This window comes from Vibrio sp. V19_P1S1T109, assembly GCF_002241375.1.
Taxonomy (GTDB): Bacteria; Pseudomonadota; Gammaproteobacteria; order Enterobacterales; family Vibrionaceae; genus Vibrio; species Vibrio anguillarum.
Genome location: NZ_NDIM01000376.1, coordinates 1 through 20,712, shown reverse-complemented (window position 1 = coordinate 20,712; position 20,712 = coordinate 1). Strand labels below are relative to the sequence as shown.

The following is a 20,712-nucleotide window of genomic DNA, read 5'->3' as shown; positions in this document are numbered from 1 at the left end:
ATGTTTGATAGAATAAAAATCTGCCACTGTACGCTTTTAGGATACAGATGAAGATGCCCGTTATCACAGGAATCTGCAAAAGATAACTCGTAACCTTGATTTCGTTTCCCTCTCTAAATAGAGTAGCCGTCAGTAGAGCCCGTGTCTCAATGTTTTCGAGGTCGATTTGTCGCATTTTCATCAAGCTATTGCTCGGTTAATCGAGCAAATAAACGACGCGAAGGATGATGACGTTCGTTTTGTACAAATACTGCAAGAAGCTCCCCCTTTCGCGCCAATTGATTGGCTTGAAGCGCAACCCATTTTCCCTAAATTTTATTGGCAGTCACGTGATACGCGCGAAGAAGTAGTGGCATTAGGTCAGCTGTATACTTTTTCTGAGGCTGAACCTGCCTACGCTATTCTTGGTCAGGAGCAGCGAGTTTGGGGTGGACGTTCTTTTGATGGGCATACGGACAAAAATCGCCGTTGTCTATCCTCATTTTTCTTTTTACCGCAAATTGAGCTGATTTGCTGTGATGGTCAATGGTCATTGGCGGCGAATATTACCGCTGAACGCCAACGAACCTTGGTCGCACTGCATAAACTGCAACTTGAAGTTAGTCCGTTACGTGGCATGATGTCACATATAAAACAGGTCACCCATCAACCTAATGAGGTGAAGTGGCAGCAGTTGGTCAATCAAGTGCTTGAGGGAATTGATCATCAAGCGTTTAAGAAAGTGGTACTCGCGCGGCAAACGACACTCAGTTTAGATAAGCCGTTAAGCGCGGCGCAGTTGCTTAAGGCAAGTGCGGCGCACAATCATCACAGTTTTCATTTTTTATTAGCATTTGATCAAAAACACAGCTTTATGGGGTCGACACCTGAGCGTTTGTACGCTCGTCAAGGGCAGACTTTGTATACCGAAGCGCTGGCGGGAACGATAGGTCGGGGAGAAAATGCGAGCCAAGACATGGAGTTATCTCATTGGCTTACTCAAGACAGTAAAAATCTTAATGAAAATCAATATGTAGTGGATGACATTATTGAACGGTTAACGCCTCATTCTGAAAGGGTTGATGTTGAACAGGATGTCCGTTTAGTGCGTTTGCGCAAAGTGCAACATTTAAAACGGGGTATCCATGCGCAGCTGAAAAAGGGTGTGAATGGTGTACAACTGCTGAACGCGTTACAACCGACCGCGGCCGTGGCTGGCCTGCCGCGTAAAGCGGCGATGGATTTTATTCAGGCTAATGAGCCTTTTGCACGTGGTTGGTATGCCGGCTCAGTCGGTTATTTTAGCCATCAACAAGCGGAGTTTTGTGTGGCGATTCGCAGCGCTTTGCTGGTGGACAATCAGGTCCAACTGTTTGCCGGAGCTGGCATTGTTCCAGGTTCAGTTGCTGAGCATGAATGGCAAGAGTTAGACAAAAAAATGGCAACCTTACTGAGTTTGATCAGCGACCATTTTCCTCTAGGAGTGGCGTCATGAAGCATGACCAAGCAGTGCTGAACCGAATTTGGAGCCAAACGCTACTTGAGGAGCTTACTCGACTTGGGGTGCAAGAGATCTGTATTGCACCAGGTTCACGCTCGACACCCTTGACCTTAGAGGCGGCCGCCAATCACAAGCTTTCAATCCATACTCACTTTGATGAGCGTGGGCTGGGCTTTCTTGCTTTAGGTCTTGCTAAGGCGAGCCAAAAACCAGTTGCGGTGATTGTCACTTCTGGCACGGCGGCGGCTAATTTACTGCCAGCGATTGCTGAGTCACACCTCACGGGTGAAAAACTCGTTGTACTCACGGCTGACCGGCCCGTTGAGCTCGTGGGATGCGGTGCGAATCAAGCAATCAATCAAGTAGGTATTTACTCATCACATGTCACGCAGGCGGTGAATCTACCCAGTCCATCGACGACTATTCCATTGACTTGGTTGTTAACCACAGTGGATGAGGCTATGGCCAACCAAGATTATATGGGTGGTGCAATACATATTAACTGTCCCTTTCCCGAACCACTTTATGCCGAACATGATGTAGATCTTTACGCGGACTATTTAGCTGTGATTGAAGCGTGGCGTCAGCGTGAGCAAGCATTCAGCTCTCGCCAGTACCAAACCGAAACAAAAACGTTAGATGATGGTGCATGGCTGAGTAAAAAAGGGCTGGTGATTCTTGGGTCGTTGACGTTAGCTGAAGCGAAGAAGGCCAAGCATTTTGCCAACAAACTTGGCTGGCCAGTCTTATGTGATCCACAATCAGGCGTGAGCAGCGAATGGGCGCATTTTGATTTATGGTTGCAAAATGCGCGAGCACGTGAGCTGCTTAGTGAAAGTGAGGTGGTGATCCAATTCGGTTCACGGCTGGTCTCAAAACGGCTTACTCAATGGCTAGCTAGCCATGCTCACACGGGTAACGTGCAGTATCTTTACGTTTCGCCCCAAATGGCACGTAATAATCAAAGCCATCTGATGCAACAGCAGTTTGTCACTGATATTGCGTGCTGGGTCGATCGGCATATTGGTAAATTAACGGCTTTAGGTGCGGCGCAAGCGGGTTGGTCGGATCGGATAAAAAGTGTGGCGCAAGAGATTGCCCAACTGGCTAAATTGCATTTGAACGGTGACTCTTCTATTACAGAGATTGGTTTAGCGCTCGATATGGCCGAGCGTAGCGAAGGGGCCGACCTATTTATCGGCAACAGTTTGTTCGTCCGTTTAGCCGATATGTTTGCTCAAATTGAGGGACGTTCGGTTTACTCCAATCGAGGCGCTTCGGGCATTGATGGCTTAGTGGCAACCGCCGCAGGAGTACAGCGAGCCAATCATAATCCAATGTTGGTATTTATTGGTGACACGTCATTGCTGTATGATCTGAATTCTCTAGCTCTGCTTAGCCAAGTCAGCACGCCTCTGGTGCTGGTGGTGGTGAATAATGATGGTGGCGCTATTTTTGATCTATTACCCGTTCCCAAAACGCACAAAACCGCCTTGTACCAAATGCCCCATGGCTACCAATTTGAACACGCCGCACGGCAGTTTCGTTTAGGTTATGCTTGTCCGCAAACCTTATCTGCTTATCAAAGCTTGGTCCGTGAACATTTACAGCAGGGTATTGGTACCTTATTGGTTGAAGTGACCACGCCGTCTGGGCAAGCCGGTGAGCAAATCACACAATTTACCCAGCAAGTCTATGCTTTGTAGTCGTTTTTATTGCAGCACCACCACAGGTTCGACGTCGGTCGAGCCAGTGTTGGTTTTTCTACATGGTTTACTAGGCAGTGGGCGAGATTGGTCGAAAACGGCGCTTTTCCTTGCGCCATACTCGCAATTATGGATTGATCTTCCCGGTCATGGCGGTAGTCAGTCTCTCTTATGTGATGATTTTGATGAGTGCTGCGCTCACATTTCTGCAACCGTGCTTAAGCAGCTTGGCGAAAAAACACCTATCGTATTGGTGGGCTATTCACTTGGTGGAAGGCTGGCAATGTATGGCGTGGCGATGCAGCGTTTTTCGGCGTTGAATATTCAAGGTCTGATCGTTGAGGGTGGCAACTTCGGCTTGCAGAGTTCTTTTGAACGTGAGCAACGATTGAAAAATGATCACCATTGGGCACATCGTTTCCAAACTGAGCAGATTGAGCGAGTTTTGGTCGATTGGTATCATCAACCCGTTTTTTCTTCATTAAATCATGAGCAAAGACAAACTTTAGTCACTCAACGCAGTGCTAATCTTGGGGTGGCAGTGGCTCACATGCTACTTTCGACTTCATTGGCAAAGCAACCTTATCTGCTCGCACAACTTGAGCAAGTCGCATTGCCAATGGTCTATATTTGTGGGGAGAAGGACAGCAAGTTTGTTCATCTGGCACAACAAAGCGGTTTCGAATATCGCCAAGTGCGGGCTGCGGGGCATAATGTCCATTATGAGCAGCCCGAAGTATTTGCTCATCTTATTCAAGAGTTTATCAGCCAATGCTAACGCGTTGGTTCAAAAACTATAATTAATAGAACAATGGAAAGCACCATGGCTAAAACAGTCGGTATTACTGAACAAGAATTGTATGCACCAGTCATCTGGAGTGACTGCAGCGCCGAATATGAAGATATTCACTATCACAAATCGCAAGATGGCATTGCCAAAATTACGATTGCCCGCCCTCAGGTGCGTAATGCCTTTCGCCCACAAACGGTTAAAGAGATGATCAGTGCGCTGGCCGATGCGCGTTATGATGAGCAAGTTGGCGTGATCATTCTAACTGGTCTTGGTGAAGCGGCATTTTGCTCTGGTGGCGATCAAAAAATTCGTGGCGACTACGGCGGCTATCGTGATGAGTCCGGTACGCATCATCTCAATGTGCTCGATTTCCAACGCCAAATTCGTACCTGTCCGAAACCTGTAATTGCGGCGGTTGCTGGTTGGGCTGTCGGTGGTGGCCATGTGCTGCATATGATGTGCGATTTAACTATAGCGGCAGAAAATGCCCAGTTTGGTCAAACAGGGCCCAAGGTGGGTTCATTCGATGGTGGATGGGGTGCGTCTTACATGGCTCGTATCGTTGGGCAGAAAAAAGCGCGTGAAATTTGGTTCCTTTGCCGTTTTTATGATGCTCAAGAAGCGTTGGACATGGGGCTGGTCAACACGGTTGTGCCAGTAGCTGATTTAGAAAAAGAGACGGTTCGCTGGTGTCGTGAAGTATTGCAGCATAGCCCTATGGCGCTGCGCTGTTTGAAAGCAGCGCTCAACGCAGATTGTGACGGCCAAGCAGGTTTGCAAGAACTGGCGGGTAACGCAACCATGATGTTCTATATGACAGAAGAGGGGCAAGAAGGGCGCAATGCCTTCAATGAAAAACGCCGCCCTGATTTCAATAAATTCCCTCGTAATCCTTAAGCGTAAAATCGGCTCAAATCATCCAATTTTCCGTGATGATTTGGGCTAGTGGTCTCAATGAACAAAGTCGAATATCGAACAAAAGGTTGAAATTATGCGCAGAGCAACACTGTATCGCTACTGTTTACCGATGGATAGCGGCGTTATTCTCCGCAATCAGAAGCTGGTAGAACGTGAAGGTCTGATTATTGAATTACAAGATGATCACGGTTCAGCGTTGGGTGAAGTTGCCCCATTACCCGGTTTCAGTTTAGAGTCACTTGAGCAAGCACAGCAGCAGTTAATCGCGCAGCTTCAGCTTTGGGTTAGTGGTGAGCTTATTACCTATGATGATCTTTTTCCTTCTGTTGCCTTTGGTTTGTCGATGGCGGAGTTAGAGCTGAATGGTGGGTTGCCTCAAGCCGGACACTATCACGCAGCACCTTTGTGCTCGGGAGACCCTGATGAACTGATCCCGCTTCTGAACGCGCTACCGGGCGATCATAGAGTTGCGAAGATTAAAGTTGGGCTGTACGAAGCGATTCGCGATGGGATGATCGTAAATCTGTTTTTAGAATCCATGCCTGATTTGCAATTGCGTCTTGATGCTAACCAAGCTTGGACACCCTCTAAAGCTGAAAAATTTGCCCAATATGTCTCTCCTTCGCTGCGTCAACGCATTGCGTTTTTGGAAGAGCCGTGTCCATCTCCCAGTGACAGCTTGGCTTTTGCTATCAATACGGGCATTGCGATTGCGTGGGATGAAACCTTACAGCAAGCCGTTCGCCGTGCAGATTTTCAGCTAGAAGATCTGACGGGAGCGAAAGCCATTGTGATTAAACCGACCTTGATTGGGTCGGTACAGCGCTGTATCGCTTTGATTGAAAAAGCTAAAACATTAGGCATTCAAGCCGTTATTAGCTCTAGCATCGAATCGAGCTTAGGGCTTTGCCAATTAGCTCGTTTTGCGCAGTGGCAACTGCCTAATGAAATTCCGGGGCTAGATACGATTAGTTTGTTTAAAGCACAACTCGAAAGCGCATGGCCCAGCAGCGCATTGCCGATACAAACGCTCGCGCAGCAAACGGTGGTTTGGCAATCTCAATGCGAGTAGGCGTTTCCTTTTGCCAAAAGCCGTGGCAACAACATGCTTTGTATACGCCGCACGCGATCGCATTGCGTACGGCGAATCAAACCTACACTTGGCAGCAGTTAACGAACCGTATTGACGCTTATGCTTTTGCAATGCAGCAACAAGGTTTGCAGAACCAAGATGTGCTTACGTTAGTGGGTAAGAACAGCCTTGAGTTAGTGTTAATCTACCTTGCGTCGTTAAAACTTGGCGTGATCTGCGCCATCACCATGCCACAACCTGTGATGCTGCTGAAACAGAAACTCAGTACCTTATACGGAGAGAATCAACCACATTGGTTATGGTTAGGTGAAGGAGCTAAGCTTGAGGAGAGTGAGCTAGCTTCATTGCTCGCTGAGGCTAACATCCGGCTTTTTACTCATGAACATATTACTAACGAACATGTTTCGCCGCCTACGAACGCTATGGTAAACAAGGCTGAGACACAGTTTGCCTCAATCATCTTTACTTCTGGCTCTACTGGGGTTCCTAAAGCCGTTATTCATACTTTTCAGCAGCATTGGTCGTCAGCCAGTGGTTTACTTGAGGTATTTTCATTTCGTTGCCATGATACGTGGCTGCTGAGTTTACCGATGTATCATGTGTCTGGGTTAGCCATTATTTATCGCTGGCTAGTCGCTGGTGCTTGCTTAAAAGTCGGCAGCGGCGATCTCACCCAAGATATAATTCATGTCACGCATGCTTCATTGGTTGCTACTCAACTGAAGCGTTTATTAGACAGTAAAACACCGCTCGAATTAACGCACGTGCTGCTTGGCGGAGGCCATATCCCAAACCATCTCGCCCAGCAGGCGGCAAAGCAGGGCATTGAAACTTGGGTGGGTTATGGCATGACGGAAGCGGCTTCCACGGTTACAGCAAAACGTGTTAACGCAAGCCAGAGTGTTGGCCACGTGCTACCTAAACGGCAAGTAAAACTACAAGGTCAGCGCATTTTCATTGGCGGTGAAACCATATCCAGTGGCTATTACCAACAAGGCTTAATCACGTCTCTTATCGATGAACAAGGATGGTTCGACAGCCAAGATCTTGGCCATTGGCAGAATGATGAGCTGTGCATTATTGGTCGCGTTGATAACCAATTTATCTCTGGAGGCGAAAACATTCATTGTGAAGAGATTGAAGCGATATTATCTCACCACCCCGACATTGCTTTAGCGATGGTGATCCCTGTTCATGATGATGAGTTTGGCGCGCGCAGCGTTGCTTTGTTGCAATGCCAAACTATGCCTAAAAAAGAGGCGTTAGAGCAGTGGCTCAATGGCAGGCTTGAAAGATTTAAATATCCCATCGATTATTTTTTAATACCAAATCACTTGAGCGAAACGGGTATTAAAATATCGCGCAAGACCTTAAAAACATGGCTCACCGAACATCAGCTGCGTTATCGACCACTCAATGATGAGCGATCACCATTTGATGGTCTGGTGCTGCCAATCCACAAAACAGACGGGCTTATCTAACATTTCCTTTTGCTGTAGTTGATAAAGTTGCTTAGCCACAAACTCCGGTTCAAAGAGCTTATCGCTAGCCACATTACGCTGAAATGGTTTAGAAAGCGGGGTGTCGGTAGTTCCCGGATGAAACAGAATAGTTTGTGTGTTGGGATGAGTGCGAGCTAGCTCTATCGCAAAACTTTTCGTCGCCATATTTAGCGCCGCTTTACTCATCCGATAGCTGTACCAGCCGCCACTGTGGTTATCCTCTAAGCTACCTATCCGCGCGCTAAAAACCGTAATTTTTGCAAAAGAGTGACGATCAATAAGTGATGGTAAATATTGAAACCAACGCACTTGGCTCAAAACGTTACATTGTAAAAGCCATTGAAAGTAAGACTCGTCAAACCTTGAGATACGCTTTTCCGGTGTATAGGTGTCGTTGTGTAGTTGCCCATTAAAAAACACAATTTGATCAAACTTATGCCCGATATCGGCCAATGTTTTGGCAATCAAGGCCGTTGATTCGATACTGTAGTCGGTTGGAAAATGTTCGCTTGAGGATTGGGCGAGATATTTTTGTCTTGAGACGGTAACGATTTCTGGCGCTAAAGTCTGCGCTTTGAGCTCCCTTATAAAAGCTTGGGCGATGATGCTTGAGGCGCCAATAATGAGGTATTTCATTGTTATCACTCTCTGTTTTTACAAACGCCATTACGGCATTGAGCATGACTAAACCAGCGAGATATCGACATGCGATGTTTTGCAAAAAGGAGATAAATTTGGTCGCTAATCCATTTTAGGATGGGCAAGCGCGTGATGAATAACCAGCGATGTTTGTTGACTAAACGCCAAGCTAGAACGGTCACATCCAGCCCATAAAGCAGATTGCCTTGTTGATCTAAGCCATGCAGTATCGATAACGCCTTGCTTTTGTCGATAGAAGGAAAGCTACGCATAGCATCGCCGTCATTGATGTCGATAAGCTGAACCCGACCATGGTGATCGAAGGTTTTTAATGAACGCATTTCATTGCAGCATAAAGGACACTGCGCATCGAAAAAAATCACTAAAGATGGGGTACTCATATGTATGTCATCAGCCTAACAGCCCGTTAATAACATATTTGTACGTTCACTCTTCAGTATAAGATCAAGCTAGTGTTTGGTTTGCACTCAATCCCAATCTAACGCCAATCCCCCCTGAGTTCTGCGACTTTTTGTTGCATCACTTGTGTTGTTGCCTCTTTGGGGGGGACGGGCTCGCCAGCTTCAATTTCTATATGTGACCAAAAACGAGTCGGTAGCCCACAGCAGGCGCGCCCTTTGGCACGGCTAAAATAGCTTCCCCACAACCCCTTCAATGCCATGGGGATGACAGGCACAGAGCTGCGTTTTAAAATAATATCCATCCCGCGCATGAAATCGCTGATTTCGCCATCCGCGGTTAACCGTCCCTCTGGGAAAATGCAGACGATATGCCCTTCTGCCAATGCTTGTTCTACATCGTTAAAGGCTTGGCGGATAGAACCGCGACGCGTTGCGGAAATAGGTATCACGCCTGCACGTTTCAAAAAGCGACGAAGTGGCGGCAAATTGGCGTAATCCTCTTCCATCACAAAACGAATTAAGCGAGGGCAAACCGCGCTCAGCAACAGTGCATCCATATAGCTAACATGATTGCACACCAGCAGAGCTCCGCCCTTTTCAGGTAAGTGATGAAGATTTTTGTGGCTGACTCGATACATGGTATGCGTCAGTATCCACATTAGAAATCGCACCAAAAAGACCGGGACTTGGTAGCATAAATAGAGTGCAACAAAGCCATTAAGCAAAGCTAATATAATGAAGAACTGAGGGATCGTAAGCTCAAGAAAGCTCAAACAGACAATCCCTAATAGTGCGCTCGCCACCATAAACAGTGAGTTGTAGATATTTAAAGCGGCAATGACTTGTGCGCGTTGAGTGACTTTGGCACGCTGCTGCATTAGCGCATATAAAGGCACAATGAAGATGCCACCGCAGACGCCAATCAACAATAGGAAAAGAAACATCGGCCATAGTGATTGGTAGCTGATAAATTGATAAAAATCAGTAAATTGAGGCAGTTTTTCTGGCACGGAGGTTGCCATTAAATAGCCAAATAATGTAATGCCAAAACTGCCGATAGGCACGATGCCGATCTCTATTCTATGATGCGATAATTTGTCACAGGTCAATGAGCCAGTGGCAATACCAACAGAAAACAGTGCTAGCAAAAAAGAAACGGCGCTCTCTGTGCCATATAAATAGTGATGCGTGAAATTTGGAAATTGAGTTAAGTAGGCAGCACCTAAAAACCAGAACCAACTGATCGCCATTACGCATTGGAAAATAGTACGGTCTTGTTTGGCAATCGCAATGGTCTGCTTGGTTTGCTTAATGGGCTGCCAGCGAAAAACGAGATCGGGTGCGCAAGCAGGGGCTTGAGGAATATGACGGCTGGCTAAATAGCCTAACAACGCAAATACTACCACCGCGCCAGCGGCCACGTATTTAGTGTAGGGCATTGAGGCAATGAGCCCAGCCCCCAATGTGCCTAATAAAATCGCTAAAAATGTGCCTGTTTCCACTAACGCATTACCCGGAACCAATTCATTTGGCTTGAGTTGTTGCGGCAATAAAGCGTATTTGACTGGGCCAAAAAAGGCCGATTGTGTCCCCATCAAAAACAGTAATAACAGTAAAATGGCGTAACTCTCGGTCATAAAACCGATCGCGCCAAGACACATGATGCCAATTTCAGCCAATTTCACTTTACGAATGAAAGCGGATTTTTCGTACTTGTCAGCAAGCACACCAGCAGAGGCAGAAAAAAGGAAAAAAGGAAGAATGAATAGCCCTGCGGCAAGGTTAATAAATAAATTACTGGAAACCGGTAACACGTTCGCTCCAGCAAACGCGACCAATAGCAGCAAGACATTTTTAAAGATGTTATCGTTAAATGCGCCAAAAAACTGGGTGATGAAATACGGAAGAAATCGTTGCTGAGTCAGCAATGAAGATTGAGATTGACTCATTGATGGTCCTTATCGCGCCCAGTGATTAAGATAGTTTGAGAGTAGGTTTTCAATCAGCTCTTTCCCATCGATGGGTTCGGCGGCGAAAAATTTATCATCTACGCTTAATAAGGTAATACCATGTACGCCAGACCACAGGACTCGGCTTGCTTGCAGCACTTCTTGTTGCGAGTGTTGTGGAGCAAGGATGGTCAATAAACCTTCAAGCATGGCGGTCATGTTATCGATGCGCTCTGCTTGCCACTGGGGAAGTCGTTCACCATTCATATTATGTTCAAAAATAAGTTGCCAGCGATTGGGGTGCAACTGAGCAAAATCGTGGTAGCAATAGGCCAATTTATACAACGCTTCTTTTGGATCGCTACACTTTCCCACCACTTTTTTCGCTTGTGAAGAGAGTTCATCCAAGGTTTGAGCTACCACATGCAACAATAAAAGATTGTAACTGCCGAAGACATTGACCAAAGTGCTAGGTACGTAGCCAATCATGGTTGCGATTTTACGCAGGCTGAGCTCGTGATAAGTGTGATTTTGAAGAAAATGCTTCGCGGTCTTGAGTGTCAATGCAATCAGTTCTTCTCGGGTGTGATCGTTTCGTCTGGCCATGGTTACGTATCAATTATGAACAACGTTCGATATTCTAGTGGGGTGGTGTATAAGCGTCAACTTATGGACGGTTAATTTGCAATATTCTGATACATGTCTGCGAGAAGCAACGGTTTTCTTGTCTATCCGAAGTGGTTATGATGAGTAAGCCTCAATAATTATAACCCTAAGGAAAAACATGAAACGTTTTTTTTCCCTTGTAGCACTGCTGATGGTTGCTGTTGCGATCACACCGATAGCAGAAGCAAAGAAATTTGGCGGTGGTAAATCGTTTGGTAAAAGCTATAAAACGGCTCCAGCGCCCAAACAGCAGACTCAAAAAAATGACACCATTAAGCAAGATCAAGCAGGTAAAGCTGGTTCGACCAAAAAAGGTCTGATGGGCGGATTACTGGGTGGTTTACTCGCTGGTGGTCTACTGGCGGCTTTCTTTGGCGGCGCGTTTGAGGGTATCCAATTTATGGATATTCTGATCTTCGGCCTGATTGCTTTTGTGCTCTTTAAACTGATGCGCGGTATGCTTGGTGCGAAGCAGGGTAGCATGAATCGGCAGCAGCCTGCGTTTGGTGGCGTGAATAACCGGACGGAGTTTGAACAGCCGAACGTGCACAACTTTGAACAACAGCCTCAAGCTACGGGTGGTTTTGGATCGAATGCACACAGCGATATCCCACATAACTATCCAGCCGGTTTTGACAAAGCAGCTTTCATTAATGGTGCGCGCGAACACTACCGTATTTTGCAAGGTGCTTGGAACCATAACCAACTTGAAACTGTTGAAGAATATGTATCGGCGAGCTTGTTTGAAGATTTAAAACAAGAGCGCGCAAAGCTAAACGGTGAACAGCACACAGATGTGATGTACGTAGACGCTGAAGTCGTTCGCGCCGATTACGATGCAAGTAAAGCGCAGTTGAGTTTGCAGTTTACTGGCCGCTACCGCGATTCCGTGGAAGGCATTGAAGAAGATATTAATGATGTGTGGCATTTAGAGCGTGATTTAACCGTACCTAATGCACCTTGGTTGATTGTCGGCATTCAAGGCTAAGACTTTTCACGATGGATCCAAAACGCCCAAGTTTGTCTTGGGCGTTTTGCTAGGTCACTAAGCTAATTTAGCCGTTGTTTCAAAGGCTTCTAATTTTGAAAGATAAGGTGTTAAATCACCAATATTGCTTTTCACCCAATCGGCACAGTAATAGGTATCTAAATAACGTTCGCCGCTGTCGCATAACAGCGTCACGATGGAGCCTGTTTCACCTCGTTGTTTCATCTCACTGGCAATTTGCAAAACCCCATAAAGATTGGTGCCGGTAGAAGGGCCTGCTTTGCGGCCGAGTAGTTTTTCCAACCAATAGATCGTAGCGACACTGGCGGCATCCGCAACGGTACGCATTTCATCGACTACGCCGGGAATAAAACTTGGTTCAACTCGTGGACGACCAATTCCTTCAATTTTGCTACCACACTGCAAGGTTAAGCTTGGGTCTCGGCTTTTGAAATAATCATGAAATACCGAGTTTTCAGGGTCGACGACGCACAGTTTGGTATTGTGTTTTTGGTAGCGAATAAAGCGGCCTATAGTTGCTGAGGTTCCGCCTGTGCCCGGGCTCATTACAATCCATGTCGGAACGGGGTGATCTTCCATTTGCATTTGGTTAAAAATACTGTCGGCAATATTGCTATTACCACGCCAGTCGGTCGCACGTTCAGCATAAGTGAACTGGTCCATATAATGGCCATTCAGTTCTTTGGCTAAGCGGTGTGATTCGGCATAAATTTGATCAGAGCGATCGACTAAATGCGCTTGGCCGCCATAAAGCTCAATCTGCTCAATTTTTTTACGTGCAGTACATTTGGGCATTACAGCAATAAAAGGCAAGCCTAGTAAACGGGCAAAATAAGCTTCTGATACCGCAGTACTGCCCGATGAAGATTCAATGATAGTAGTTTCAGGGCCAACCCAGCCGTTACAGATGGCATACAGAAAAAGAGAACGGGCTAGGCGGTGTTTGAGCGAACCCGTAGGATGCGTACTTTCATCTTTGAGATAAATATCGACCCCAGCGACACAAGGCAAATCGAGCTTGATCAGATGAGTATCGGCCGAGCGTTGGTAGTCCGCTTCTATTTTTCGAATTGCGTTGTTAATCCATTGATGATCGGTGCACATGGTTCTCTCTCCATCGTTATTGTGAGGGTAATTTACCCTTAATGTGAGAGAAAAGCTTTGCTATGTTGCCTGTCATTTTGTAGTTTTAGAGAAAATTATTCTCTTATTCTGGGGAAGCTATGGAGCTTGATAGAATTGATCGCATGATCCTCTCATTACTGCAACAAGACAGCACTTTGTCGCTAAATGATTTGGCTGAAGCGGTGAACTTAACCACCACACCTTGCTGGAAGCGGTTGAAAAAGCTCGAAGAATCTGGCGTGATTGCGCGGCGAGTTGCCCTGCTTGACCCAGAAAAATTAGATTTGAGTTTTACCGCGTTTGTGTTGATTAAGACCAGCGATCACTCTCACGAATGGTACAGCCATTTTGTCGTGACTGTGTCTGAGTACCCTGAGGTGATGGAGTTCTATCGAATGGCGGGTGAGTACGATTACATGATGAAAGTGTTGGTCAAAGACATGAAGTGTTTTGACCAGTTTTATAAAAAACTGGTCAATGGCGTGAAAGGGATTAATAACGTGACTTCAACCTTTGCAATGGAGTCATTGAAGTACACTACCCAATTGCCTCTGGCATAGCCTGCTCGTCTGAGTCTTTTTATTTGGTGAAGCGCATCACACCTTCTTGCACTGCTGTTGCGACTAAATCTCCTTGGCGGTTGTAAATCTCGCCACGCACTAAACCACGGGTATTGCTGGCCGTAGGGCTTTCTATTGCGTAGAGCAACCACTCATCCATTTTGAATGGGCGGTGGAACCAAATCGAATGATCAATCGTCGCGACTTGAAAGTTAGGTGTCATCAAAGAGACTTTATGAGGATGCAACGCTGTGACTAAAAACCCCCAATCAGACGCGTAACCGAGCAAATATTGATGGATGAGTTGGTTATTTGGCAACTCACCATTAGCGCGTATCCACAGGTACTGTTTTGGCTCTGCTTTTTGTGGTTTTAGCGGGTTAATTACGGTCACTGGACGCATCTCAATCGCTTTTTCGCCACAAAAAACCTTTTTTATTTTTTCAGGTAATAAGTGTGCAATCTGGGCTGCCAGTTCAGATTCAGAGGCAAAATTTTCAGGACCAGGGATGTCAGGCATGGTGTTTTGATGTTCAAAACCGGGCGCTTCACCGTGATAAGAAGCGGTGAGATAGAAAATCGGCCGACCATTCTGAATGGCTTTGACTCGTCTGGTACTGAAACTGCGTCCGTCCCTTAAATTCTCAACATCATAAATGATTGGTTTTTCAGGATCCCCGGGGTAAAGAAAATAGCTATGAAATGAGTGAACAGTGCGGTCGGAATCAACCGTATAGCGAGCCGCCGAGAGTGCTTGACCAATCACTTGCCCACCATACACTTGTGGCAGACCTAAGTTCTCGCTCTCACCTCGGTATAAACCTTCTTCTAGCTTTTCCAGTTGCAGCAAATCCAATAGTTCATTTAATGGTTTACTCATAGACCCTCACCGAGATTCTTAATGTAATTATTATCATTGTTGACTAAGTCAATATCTTGTTAATACCAAATGGACGACCATGACAGCAGATAAAACCGAACCTATAATCATCACCTATCTAACACCATAACTGAGGTTTTATCCTTATGAAAAAGGCACTATTGCTGATTATGTCGTCTGTTTTGGGTCTAATGCTTGTGGGTTGCCAGTCAGCGCAAAAACCAACCTCTTCCGAGAGCAATATTCAATCTATCATGGGTACGGTTTCGTACCGTGAGCGTATTGCACTGCCGGATAAGGCGCTTGTCACTATCACTTTGCAAGATGTTTCATTGGCTGATGCACCCGCTAAAGTGATCGCAAAACACCGCTTTGAAACTAACGGAATGCAAGTGCCGCTTGAGTTTGACTTGGCATTCGACAACCGAAAAATTGATGCTCGCCACCGTTACAGCGTCAGTGCTCGTATCGAAGTAGATGGAAAACTGCGCTTCATTACGGATACCCATTACGCCGTGATTACTGATGAGAATAACACTAAACGGGTTGATTTGCGTTTGGTTGGTGTTAAACAGTAGTAAAAACAGAAGCAATACTATAAAAACAGTAAAACAAGAAATAGTAAAACAGCCCTTTCCCGTGCTAGATAAGCGGGAAAGGCGCTTGACCGAAAGGGGCTTAGGGGCGCCACTGGTATAATCGAAGTTTTATTTTGCCATGCTCGTTCACTTCGACGCCTTCGGCGATCAATTTCTGTCGTTGACGTAATAAATCCTCTCCTTTTAGCGAAATCTCTCCTTTGCTGTTGATCACACGAAACCAAGGTAATCGGCTGTTTTGAGGTAGGTTACCTAATGCTTTTCCAACATGACGTGCGTAGCCGGGGTATCCTGCTAAACGAGCAATTTCCCCATAGGTTGTCACTTTTCCTGCGGGAATTTGATGTATAACTGCAAAAATCTGCGCTAAAAATTGGTTCATGCTGACAATTCGTCCATACTAGCAGTGTCCTAGTTCGATAGTTACCAAGGAACGGTATAAGGAGAGGGCATGCTATTTTCTACCTTTCAATTTTTAATCACAACCTTGTTGGCTGTGGTTTGTGCAAGAGCCATAGGCTTAAGCGAAGGGGACATCCCCGTGCTGGCCATCGTGATCCCTGCGCTGTGGATTTTACCGCAAGGGGGCGTTGCGGGTGTGTTGTTATTGGCTGCAATGACCGCTTATGGTTTCACTTTATCTTATCAGCCAATCGCTCTTTCTGTCAGTGTTTGGGTGCTGCTGCCTTTGTTGACGGTGGTCTTTTCTAAACGCAGTAGCATGGGTGTTATCTTAGTGAGCACGTTGATCGTACTGACGTTGCAAGTCGGTATCATCGTTACTCAATCTGCTGGGAAATTAGGCGGTACAGGCTGGCTTACTGTTATTCAGACTCTTTCTGTTATCGTTGTTTGGTGGTCGGTTGCGCACTGGAAGCCATCCAATAAGCACCGTTGGTGGGCGTTAGGGTTACTGCTACCGCTATGGATGGCCGATTTCTCGTATGCGGTGTTAGTTGCGTTAAGCATTACTGGCATTATGGCGTCGATGGAAAGTTTAACCCAATCCAAACCAGTCGCGGTGAATTGGAATGGTTTGTTATGCTGGACACTTCCAACGGTAGGCTTTGCAAGCTTAGTCGTCTCGCCCACAAGTGACGTACCAAACCCCGTATTCGTGGTTTGGATCTGTTTGCTGGCTACCGCTTGGATGACTGATTATCTACTCAAGAGCACCGAAGAGAATACCGAATGACCAGAACACAACTGAATGTAGATTAGAGCATGTTGTGGGTGAAGTTGTGACTTCATTCTTATGCATATATAGAGCATTAGTATATGATGCTCACCTCTCATTACAACAATATAAACGTCATGGTTCGTGCATTTCGGCTAATAGGTCTTTTATGGCTAGCAACTGCGGCACACAGCGTCATCAGTGCTCCCATAATCAACGCTAAAACATATCGAGTAGCGACAGAAGCGGACGATGTTGTCACGCGTATTTTGTTTGATGCCATTGCTTACCAATTTCGCCTTGAGATTGACTATGTTAATTACCCCAGCTTTGATGCGATCTTGACCGCTATCGAACAAGGGGAGAGCGATTTTGCAGCCAATGTGACTTACACCGAACAGCGTGCTCAACGCTTTGATTTCTCAAGTCCTACCAATATTGAATACACCTATGCATTTAGCCATAGCAACGTACAGTTAACCGATCTGGCGAGGGTCGGGGTTCCCAAAGGAACGATTTATGGTGAGCTGATTGCCGCTTATTTTCCTCATATCATACAGGTTGAGTATGATGGTGCTCGGCGTGCCAAAGAACTTTTAAGCACGGCTGAAGTCGATGTTGTCGTAGACGCGATTAATCAATTAAAGCCGATGTTGATGGCAGGGCTCGATGCGCAATTGCTTAATGACCAACTGCCTATTCAGCCGGTTGCCATTATTACGCCAAAAGGGCACAACACTTTATTACTCAACAAAATTCAAGAATATGTGCACTCAGCGTCGGTACAAAAACTGCTTAGAAAATCAGTACAAAAATACCAATTTGATATCCGCAAGCAGGCGTTGCGTCAATCAGTCATCGATAGCGGCTTAAACGTGCAGCGACCGTTAAAAGTAAAATTGGAGAACATCAACCAATTTGCTCAGTATCAGCACGATGGCAAAGTGAAAGGAATAAACGCAGACATTGTTTTTAAAGCATGTGACATTCTGTTACTCAAATGCGAACTGGCCAGCCAGCCAGACGAAACGTGGGAGAGTATGTATGCCGATTTGGTCAATAAACGCATTGATATCCTAGTACCAGTTACCGTCTCTCAACAACGAAAATCCGACGTTTATTTCAGTGACACGTATTACCAGCCTGAAGCCGTCTTGATTAAACGTGAAAATTACAAAGACAATGTTTACAGCAATGTGTCGGAATTAATTGTTGAGCGCATCGGCGTGATTAAAGAAGATTTCTTTGAAGAGCTGTTAGGAAAAATGCTGCCCAATAAAGTGCTACATGTTTATAAAACTCAAAATGAATTGGTCAAAGCCTTGCTCGGTAAGGAGGTCGATTACATCGTTCTAAACCGTGCTAACTTTAACCAAATATTGCGCGAAGCGGATAACTTATTGCCGTTGGAGGAAGATCTATTTATCGGCAGTTTTTACTCGTCTGAGATTGCAATGGGCTTTCCCAAAAATAGCATGGGCGCTTCGCTGGCTCCTTTATTTACTCGTGCTATTAAGATGATTGATACGCAGAAAATCATCAACACCTATGATTATCAACCGAATTGGCGAGCAACGTTAGCGGCCGAGAAAACTTTTTCACGCCACACTCAATGGCTGTTTACGTTGGTATTTGGCTTCTTGTTAGTGGTCGCTTTCTATCTACACTCACAATCTGTTACCGATAATTTAACCAAGCTGCGTAATCGCCGAGCTTTATATCGCCGTTATTCGAGAGGCTTAAACAGCGATCTAACCTTGATTTATTTAGATGTGAATAACTTTAAGCCGATAAACGATAACTATGGTCATGAAGTGGGGGATGAAGTGTTGAAAGCACTTGCCAGCCGTATCGATTCTATTTGGCGTGGTCGTAGTTACCGAATCGGGGGTGATGAGTTTATCCTGATTGGGCAATATAGTGATGAGGAGCTTGAGCCTGTGTTAATGCAGTTAGAGTCCTTTACCTACAGCGATTCTGCTCGAAATTTAAATATAAAAGTCAATGTGGCGATTGGTGTGTCGAATTACAGAGATCATTTCATGAGCCTGGAAGAAGTATTGCACCAAACTGATATTGCCATGTACCAAAGTAAGCACCACGGTAGCGGCCAACGAGATAATACAAAGCCTCTTCTCAAGATAATCAGAAGTTCAAACAAGAGCTAAAATAGTTCACCTATTTTATTGAGTAGAAGAGAAAACAGAAGATTTGTTCAAATGGTGTTCACTTAAAACAAAAAGCTTCCATCCATTGGGATTTCGGCTTGCAATCATTACTATGATGCTTGATAATCGCCGCACTCTTTGGCTAGCAAGCCAAGAAAACAAATCAATGGAGGCTCTGGTCCTCCCGCAACACTAACTTGTGAACTCGGTCAGGCCCGGAAGGGAGCAGCCGCAGCAGGCGACGTGTGTGCCGGGATGTGGCTGGGGCCTCCACCCTTTTTGTCGCTGACAAACTTTATCCGTACACTCCTGATTTCTTCGTTTCAAAAGCTAATGCAATGATGTTTTATCATATTGCAATCTGAAACATACATTTTGTCCAAAGACATGCTGATTCATTTATAATCAATTATTATTGAAAGTTGATTTATTAATAACTATTGGTTTATGACTATGCTCAATCCTATTTGGTTAAACACTTTTAAAACATTAGTCGATATTGGGCACTTTACTAAAACGGCTGAGTTACTCCATATGACGCAACCTGGGGTAAGCCAGCACATAAATAAACTAGAAGCTGCTTGCGGTTATCCTTTGATAAAGAGATTTAACAAGAAATTTGAGTTAACAATCTATGGGCGTAAAGTTTACGATTATGCTGTCAAACACTTTGAAGAAGAGTTTGAGTTATTACAGAATCTAGCACACGACGAACCTTTCCGTGGTCGCTGTACTATAGGCTGTTCGGGGACTTTCGCGTGGCTGATTTATTCACAATTACTTTCTTTGCAAGTGAGCTATCCAGGCTTATCCATTGAGTTAGAAGCAACGCCAAACCATCGTATATTTGAGCAGATATTGCAGGGGAAACTGGATATAGGTCTAGTGACAAAAGAACCTAACCCTAAATATTTCGCGAGCCGTATTGTTGGTGCGGAGTGTCTTGCTCTTGTATTGCCACTGTCCGCAGACGAAAGCTTGCCTATAAATGACTTGTTAATAGAATTGGGAGTCGTTCGTCATCCAGATTTCGCTCACTACTTCCAAACATATGTCAATCAAGCGAATAATGATTTGCTTCGTCTAGTCGATTTGGAGGATGTTTCGACGCAAAGCTATATTAACCAAGTGCACCAAATATTAGTTCCTATAGCTAAAGGGATTGGTTTTACAGTGGTTCCTCGATGGTGCGTTAACTTGTTCGCGGATAAAGAGCAGCTAAAAATATTCAACATTACCGAAGATATACAAGAACCTGTTTACTTGGTTAGCAAACTTAACTCACCTCTTGCTAGGCGTTATGAGCAAGTCATTGATGTTATTGATCACTCTTTTAAGGTTGTTTGACTTGATTGAACCTCACATAAGCAGATGATATTGGCATTAAAGCTTCATAGCTGACCTTGCAATAGAAACTAAAAAGGGCTGGTTGTGCTACCTGCCCTTGAAATTTTATTAATGCATCACAGATCGACTATTCGTAATCAGAGGCATAAGTTTCTTCGTATGAGTGCGAGTAAAGCTCAAATAGGTTGCCAAATGGGTCTTCTAGATAAACCATTTTAGCGAGCTTGTTATCATCTTCTGGATGGTAACGCATGATATCCATACGCGCTTTACCGCCATATTGTTCAATGCGCTTAATCGCGCCTTCAAAGTCGTCGGTTTGTAGACAGAAGTGGAAGATACCAAGGCGAGAGAAGTCTACTTCGTGACGCTCTTCGCGCTCTTTCATTTCAAACAATTCAACACCAATACCATCAGTTGTTACTAGATGTGCAATATTGAAACCTTTGAAACCCTCACCAAAAACAGCAATACACATGCGGCCAATCGCTGACTCTCGCTCTTCAATAACTTGTGTATTATTCATAACGATTTTTAAACCTAAAGCCTGAGTGTAGAACTCAACAGCTTTATCCATATCGCCAACCATAATACCGACGTGATTCATTTTCATAATTCGCTCCTAATACCTTTGATTTTTTGGCTTCGTTTCGATAGATGGAAGTATATGGAGATTGAT

Annotated in this window: 20 protein-coding genes and 1 other RNA gene; 13 read left to right on the top strand and 8 right to left on the bottom strand. The window is 45.2% G+C overall.

The genetic code is table 11. From position 1 onward, the window contains the following. Positions 1 to 166 precede the first annotated feature (166 nt). The 6 genes from B9J87_RS17385 (at position 167) to menE (ending at position 7,471) form a co-directional block, all read left to right on the top strand. Positions 167 to 1,474, top strand: a complete 1,308-nt coding sequence (locus B9J87_RS17385) for an isochorismate synthase (RefSeq protein WP_094151954.1) — start codon at positions 167 to 169, stop codon at positions 1,472 to 1,474. After that, entirely contained in the window at positions 1,471 to 3,186 is a 1,716-nt protein-coding gene (gene menD / locus B9J87_RS17380) for a 2-succinyl-5-enolpyruvyl-6-hydroxy-3-cyclohexene-1-carboxylic-acid synthase (RefSeq protein ID WP_094151952.1), read from the top strand. The genes B9J87_RS17385 and menD overlap by 4 nt, the downstream gene beginning before the upstream one ends. Continuing rightward, on the top strand, positions 3,176 to 3,964 hold the full coding sequence (gene menH / locus B9J87_RS17375; protein ID WP_094151950.1) for a 2-succinyl-6-hydroxy-2,4-cyclohexadiene-1-carboxylate synthase: 789 nt from the start codon (positions 3,176 to 3,178) through the stop codon (positions 3,962 to 3,964). Before menD ends, menH begins: the two co-directional genes overlap by 11 nt. A 45-nt stretch (positions 3,965 to 4,009) precedes the next feature. Continuing rightward, complete coding sequence (gene menB, locus B9J87_RS17370; RefSeq protein ID WP_026027256.1) at positions 4,010 to 4,876, top strand: 1,4-dihydroxy-2-naphthoyl-CoA synthase; 867 nt, start codon at positions 4,010 to 4,012, stop codon at positions 4,874 to 4,876. Between the two features lie 94 nt (positions 4,877 to 4,970). Next, complete coding sequence (menC, locus tag B9J87_RS17365; RefSeq protein ID WP_094151948.1) at positions 4,971 to 5,969, top strand: o-succinylbenzoate synthase; 999 nt, start codon at positions 4,971 to 4,973, stop codon at positions 5,967 to 5,969. Further along, positions 5,960 to 7,471 (top strand): o-succinylbenzoate--CoA ligase, encoded by a 1,512-nt coding sequence (menE, locus tag B9J87_RS17360; protein WP_094151946.1) that lies wholly within the window; start codon positions 5,960 to 5,962, stop codon positions 7,469 to 7,471. The genes menC and menE overlap by 10 nt, the downstream gene beginning before the upstream one ends. On the opposite strand, the gene B9J87_RS17355 is transcribed toward menE, so the two are convergent. The 4 genes from B9J87_RS17355 to B9J87_RS17340 all read right to left on the bottom strand — a co-directional run bounded on the left by B9J87_RS17355 (position 7,418) and on the right by B9J87_RS17340 (position 11,108). After that, on the bottom strand, positions 7,418 to 8,128 hold the full coding sequence (locus B9J87_RS17355) for an SDR family NAD(P)-dependent oxidoreductase (protein ID WP_094151944.1): 711 nt from the start codon (positions 8,126 to 8,128) through the stop codon (positions 7,418 to 7,420). The two genes, menE and B9J87_RS17355, sit on opposite strands and share 54 nt — an antisense overlap. Before the next feature lie 5 nt (positions 8,129 to 8,133). Next, the gene (locus B9J87_RS17350; protein ID WP_013856435.1) at positions 8,134 to 8,532 is read right to left on the bottom strand and encodes a thiol-disulfide oxidoreductase DCC family protein; all 399 of its coding nucleotides are present in this window, start codon (positions 8,530 to 8,532) and stop codon (positions 8,134 to 8,136) included. Positions 8,533 to 8,630: 98 nt separating this feature from the next. Beyond that, the gene (locus B9J87_RS17345) at positions 8,631 to 10,502 is read right to left on the bottom strand and encodes an MFS transporter (RefSeq protein WP_094151941.1); all 1,872 of its coding nucleotides are present in this window, start codon (positions 10,500 to 10,502) and stop codon (positions 8,631 to 8,633) included. Between the two features lie 9 nt (positions 10,503 to 10,511). Further along, positions 10,512 to 11,108, bottom strand: coding sequence for a TetR/AcrR family transcriptional regulator (locus B9J87_RS17340; protein WP_017048569.1), 597 nt, complete (start codon positions 11,106 to 11,108; stop codon positions 10,512 to 10,514). 178 nt (positions 11,109 to 11,286) lie between these two features. Here B9J87_RS17340 and B9J87_RS17335 point away from each other — a divergent pair, with 178 nt between their 5' ends. Further along, complete coding sequence (locus B9J87_RS17335) at positions 11,287 to 12,156, top strand: Tim44 domain-containing protein (protein WP_019281547.1); 870 nt, start codon at positions 11,287 to 11,289, stop codon at positions 12,154 to 12,156. Positions 12,157 to 12,213: 57 nt separating this feature from the next. Here the strand turns inward: B9J87_RS17335 and B9J87_RS17330 are convergent, their stop codons facing one another. Then, positions 12,214 to 13,281 carry a PLP-dependent cysteine synthase family protein gene (locus B9J87_RS17330; protein WP_013856440.1) on the bottom strand — a complete coding sequence of 356 codons (1,068 nt, stop codon included), beginning with the start codon at positions 13,279 to 13,281 and terminating at the stop codon, positions 12,214 to 12,216. A gap of 119 nt (positions 13,282 to 13,400) precedes the next feature. Between B9J87_RS17330 and B9J87_RS17325 the strand changes: the two genes are divergently transcribed. Next, complete coding sequence (locus B9J87_RS17325; RefSeq protein WP_013856441.1) at positions 13,401 to 13,862, top strand: Lrp/AsnC family transcriptional regulator; 462 nt, start codon at positions 13,401 to 13,403, stop codon at positions 13,860 to 13,862. 19 nt (positions 13,863 to 13,881) lie between these two features. On the opposite strand, the gene tesB is transcribed toward B9J87_RS17325, so the two are convergent. Then, the gene (gene tesB / locus B9J87_RS17320; protein WP_013856442.1) at positions 13,882 to 14,742 is read right to left on the bottom strand and encodes an acyl-CoA thioesterase II; all 861 of its coding nucleotides are present in this window, start codon (positions 14,740 to 14,742) and stop codon (positions 13,882 to 13,884) included. Between the two features lie 146 nt (positions 14,743 to 14,888). Here tesB and B9J87_RS17315 point away from each other — a divergent pair, with 146 nt between their 5' ends. Next, positions 14,889 to 15,320 carry a YbaY family lipoprotein gene (locus B9J87_RS17315; protein WP_017044405.1) on the top strand — a complete coding sequence of 144 codons (432 nt, stop codon included), beginning with the start codon at positions 14,889 to 14,891 and terminating at the stop codon, positions 15,318 to 15,320. A gap of 100 nt (positions 15,321 to 15,420) precedes the next feature. On the opposite strand, the gene B9J87_RS17310 is transcribed toward B9J87_RS17315, so the two are convergent. Further along, positions 15,421 to 15,723, bottom strand: coding sequence for an MGMT family protein (locus tag B9J87_RS17310; RefSeq protein ID WP_013856444.1), 303 nt, complete (start codon positions 15,721 to 15,723; stop codon positions 15,421 to 15,423). Between the two features lie 69 nt (positions 15,724 to 15,792). On the opposite strand from B9J87_RS17310, the gene B9J87_RS17305 reads away from it, so the two are divergent. The 4 genes from B9J87_RS17305 (at position 15,793) to B9J87_RS17290 (ending at position 20,033) form a co-directional block, all read left to right on the top strand. Further along, a complete protein-coding gene (locus tag B9J87_RS17305; protein ID WP_094151939.1) occupies positions 15,793 to 16,536 on the top strand; it encodes a hypothetical protein in 744 nt (247 codons plus the stop codon). Positions 16,537 to 16,619: 83 nt separating this feature from the next. Beyond that, positions 16,620 to 18,686, top strand: a complete 2,067-nt coding sequence (locus tag B9J87_RS17300; protein ID WP_094151936.1) for a GGDEF domain-containing protein — start codon at positions 16,620 to 16,622, stop codon at positions 18,684 to 18,686. A gap of 173 nt (positions 18,687 to 18,859) precedes the next feature. Further along, positions 18,860 to 18,956, top strand: an RNA gene (gene ffs, locus B9J87_RS17295) — signal recognition particle sRNA small type. A 177-nt stretch (positions 18,957 to 19,133) separates the two neighbouring features. Next, positions 19,134 to 20,033, top strand: coding sequence for a LysR family transcriptional regulator (locus B9J87_RS17290; RefSeq protein WP_047687887.1), 900 nt, complete (start codon positions 19,134 to 19,136; stop codon positions 20,031 to 20,033). A 127-nt stretch (positions 20,034 to 20,160) separates the two neighbouring features. On the opposite strand, the gene B9J87_RS17285 is transcribed toward B9J87_RS17290, so the two are convergent. Further along, complete coding sequence (locus tag B9J87_RS17285) at positions 20,161 to 20,646, bottom strand: VOC family protein (RefSeq protein ID WP_047687889.1); 486 nt, start codon at positions 20,644 to 20,646, stop codon at positions 20,161 to 20,163. Positions 20,647 to 20,712: the final 66 nt, after the last annotated feature.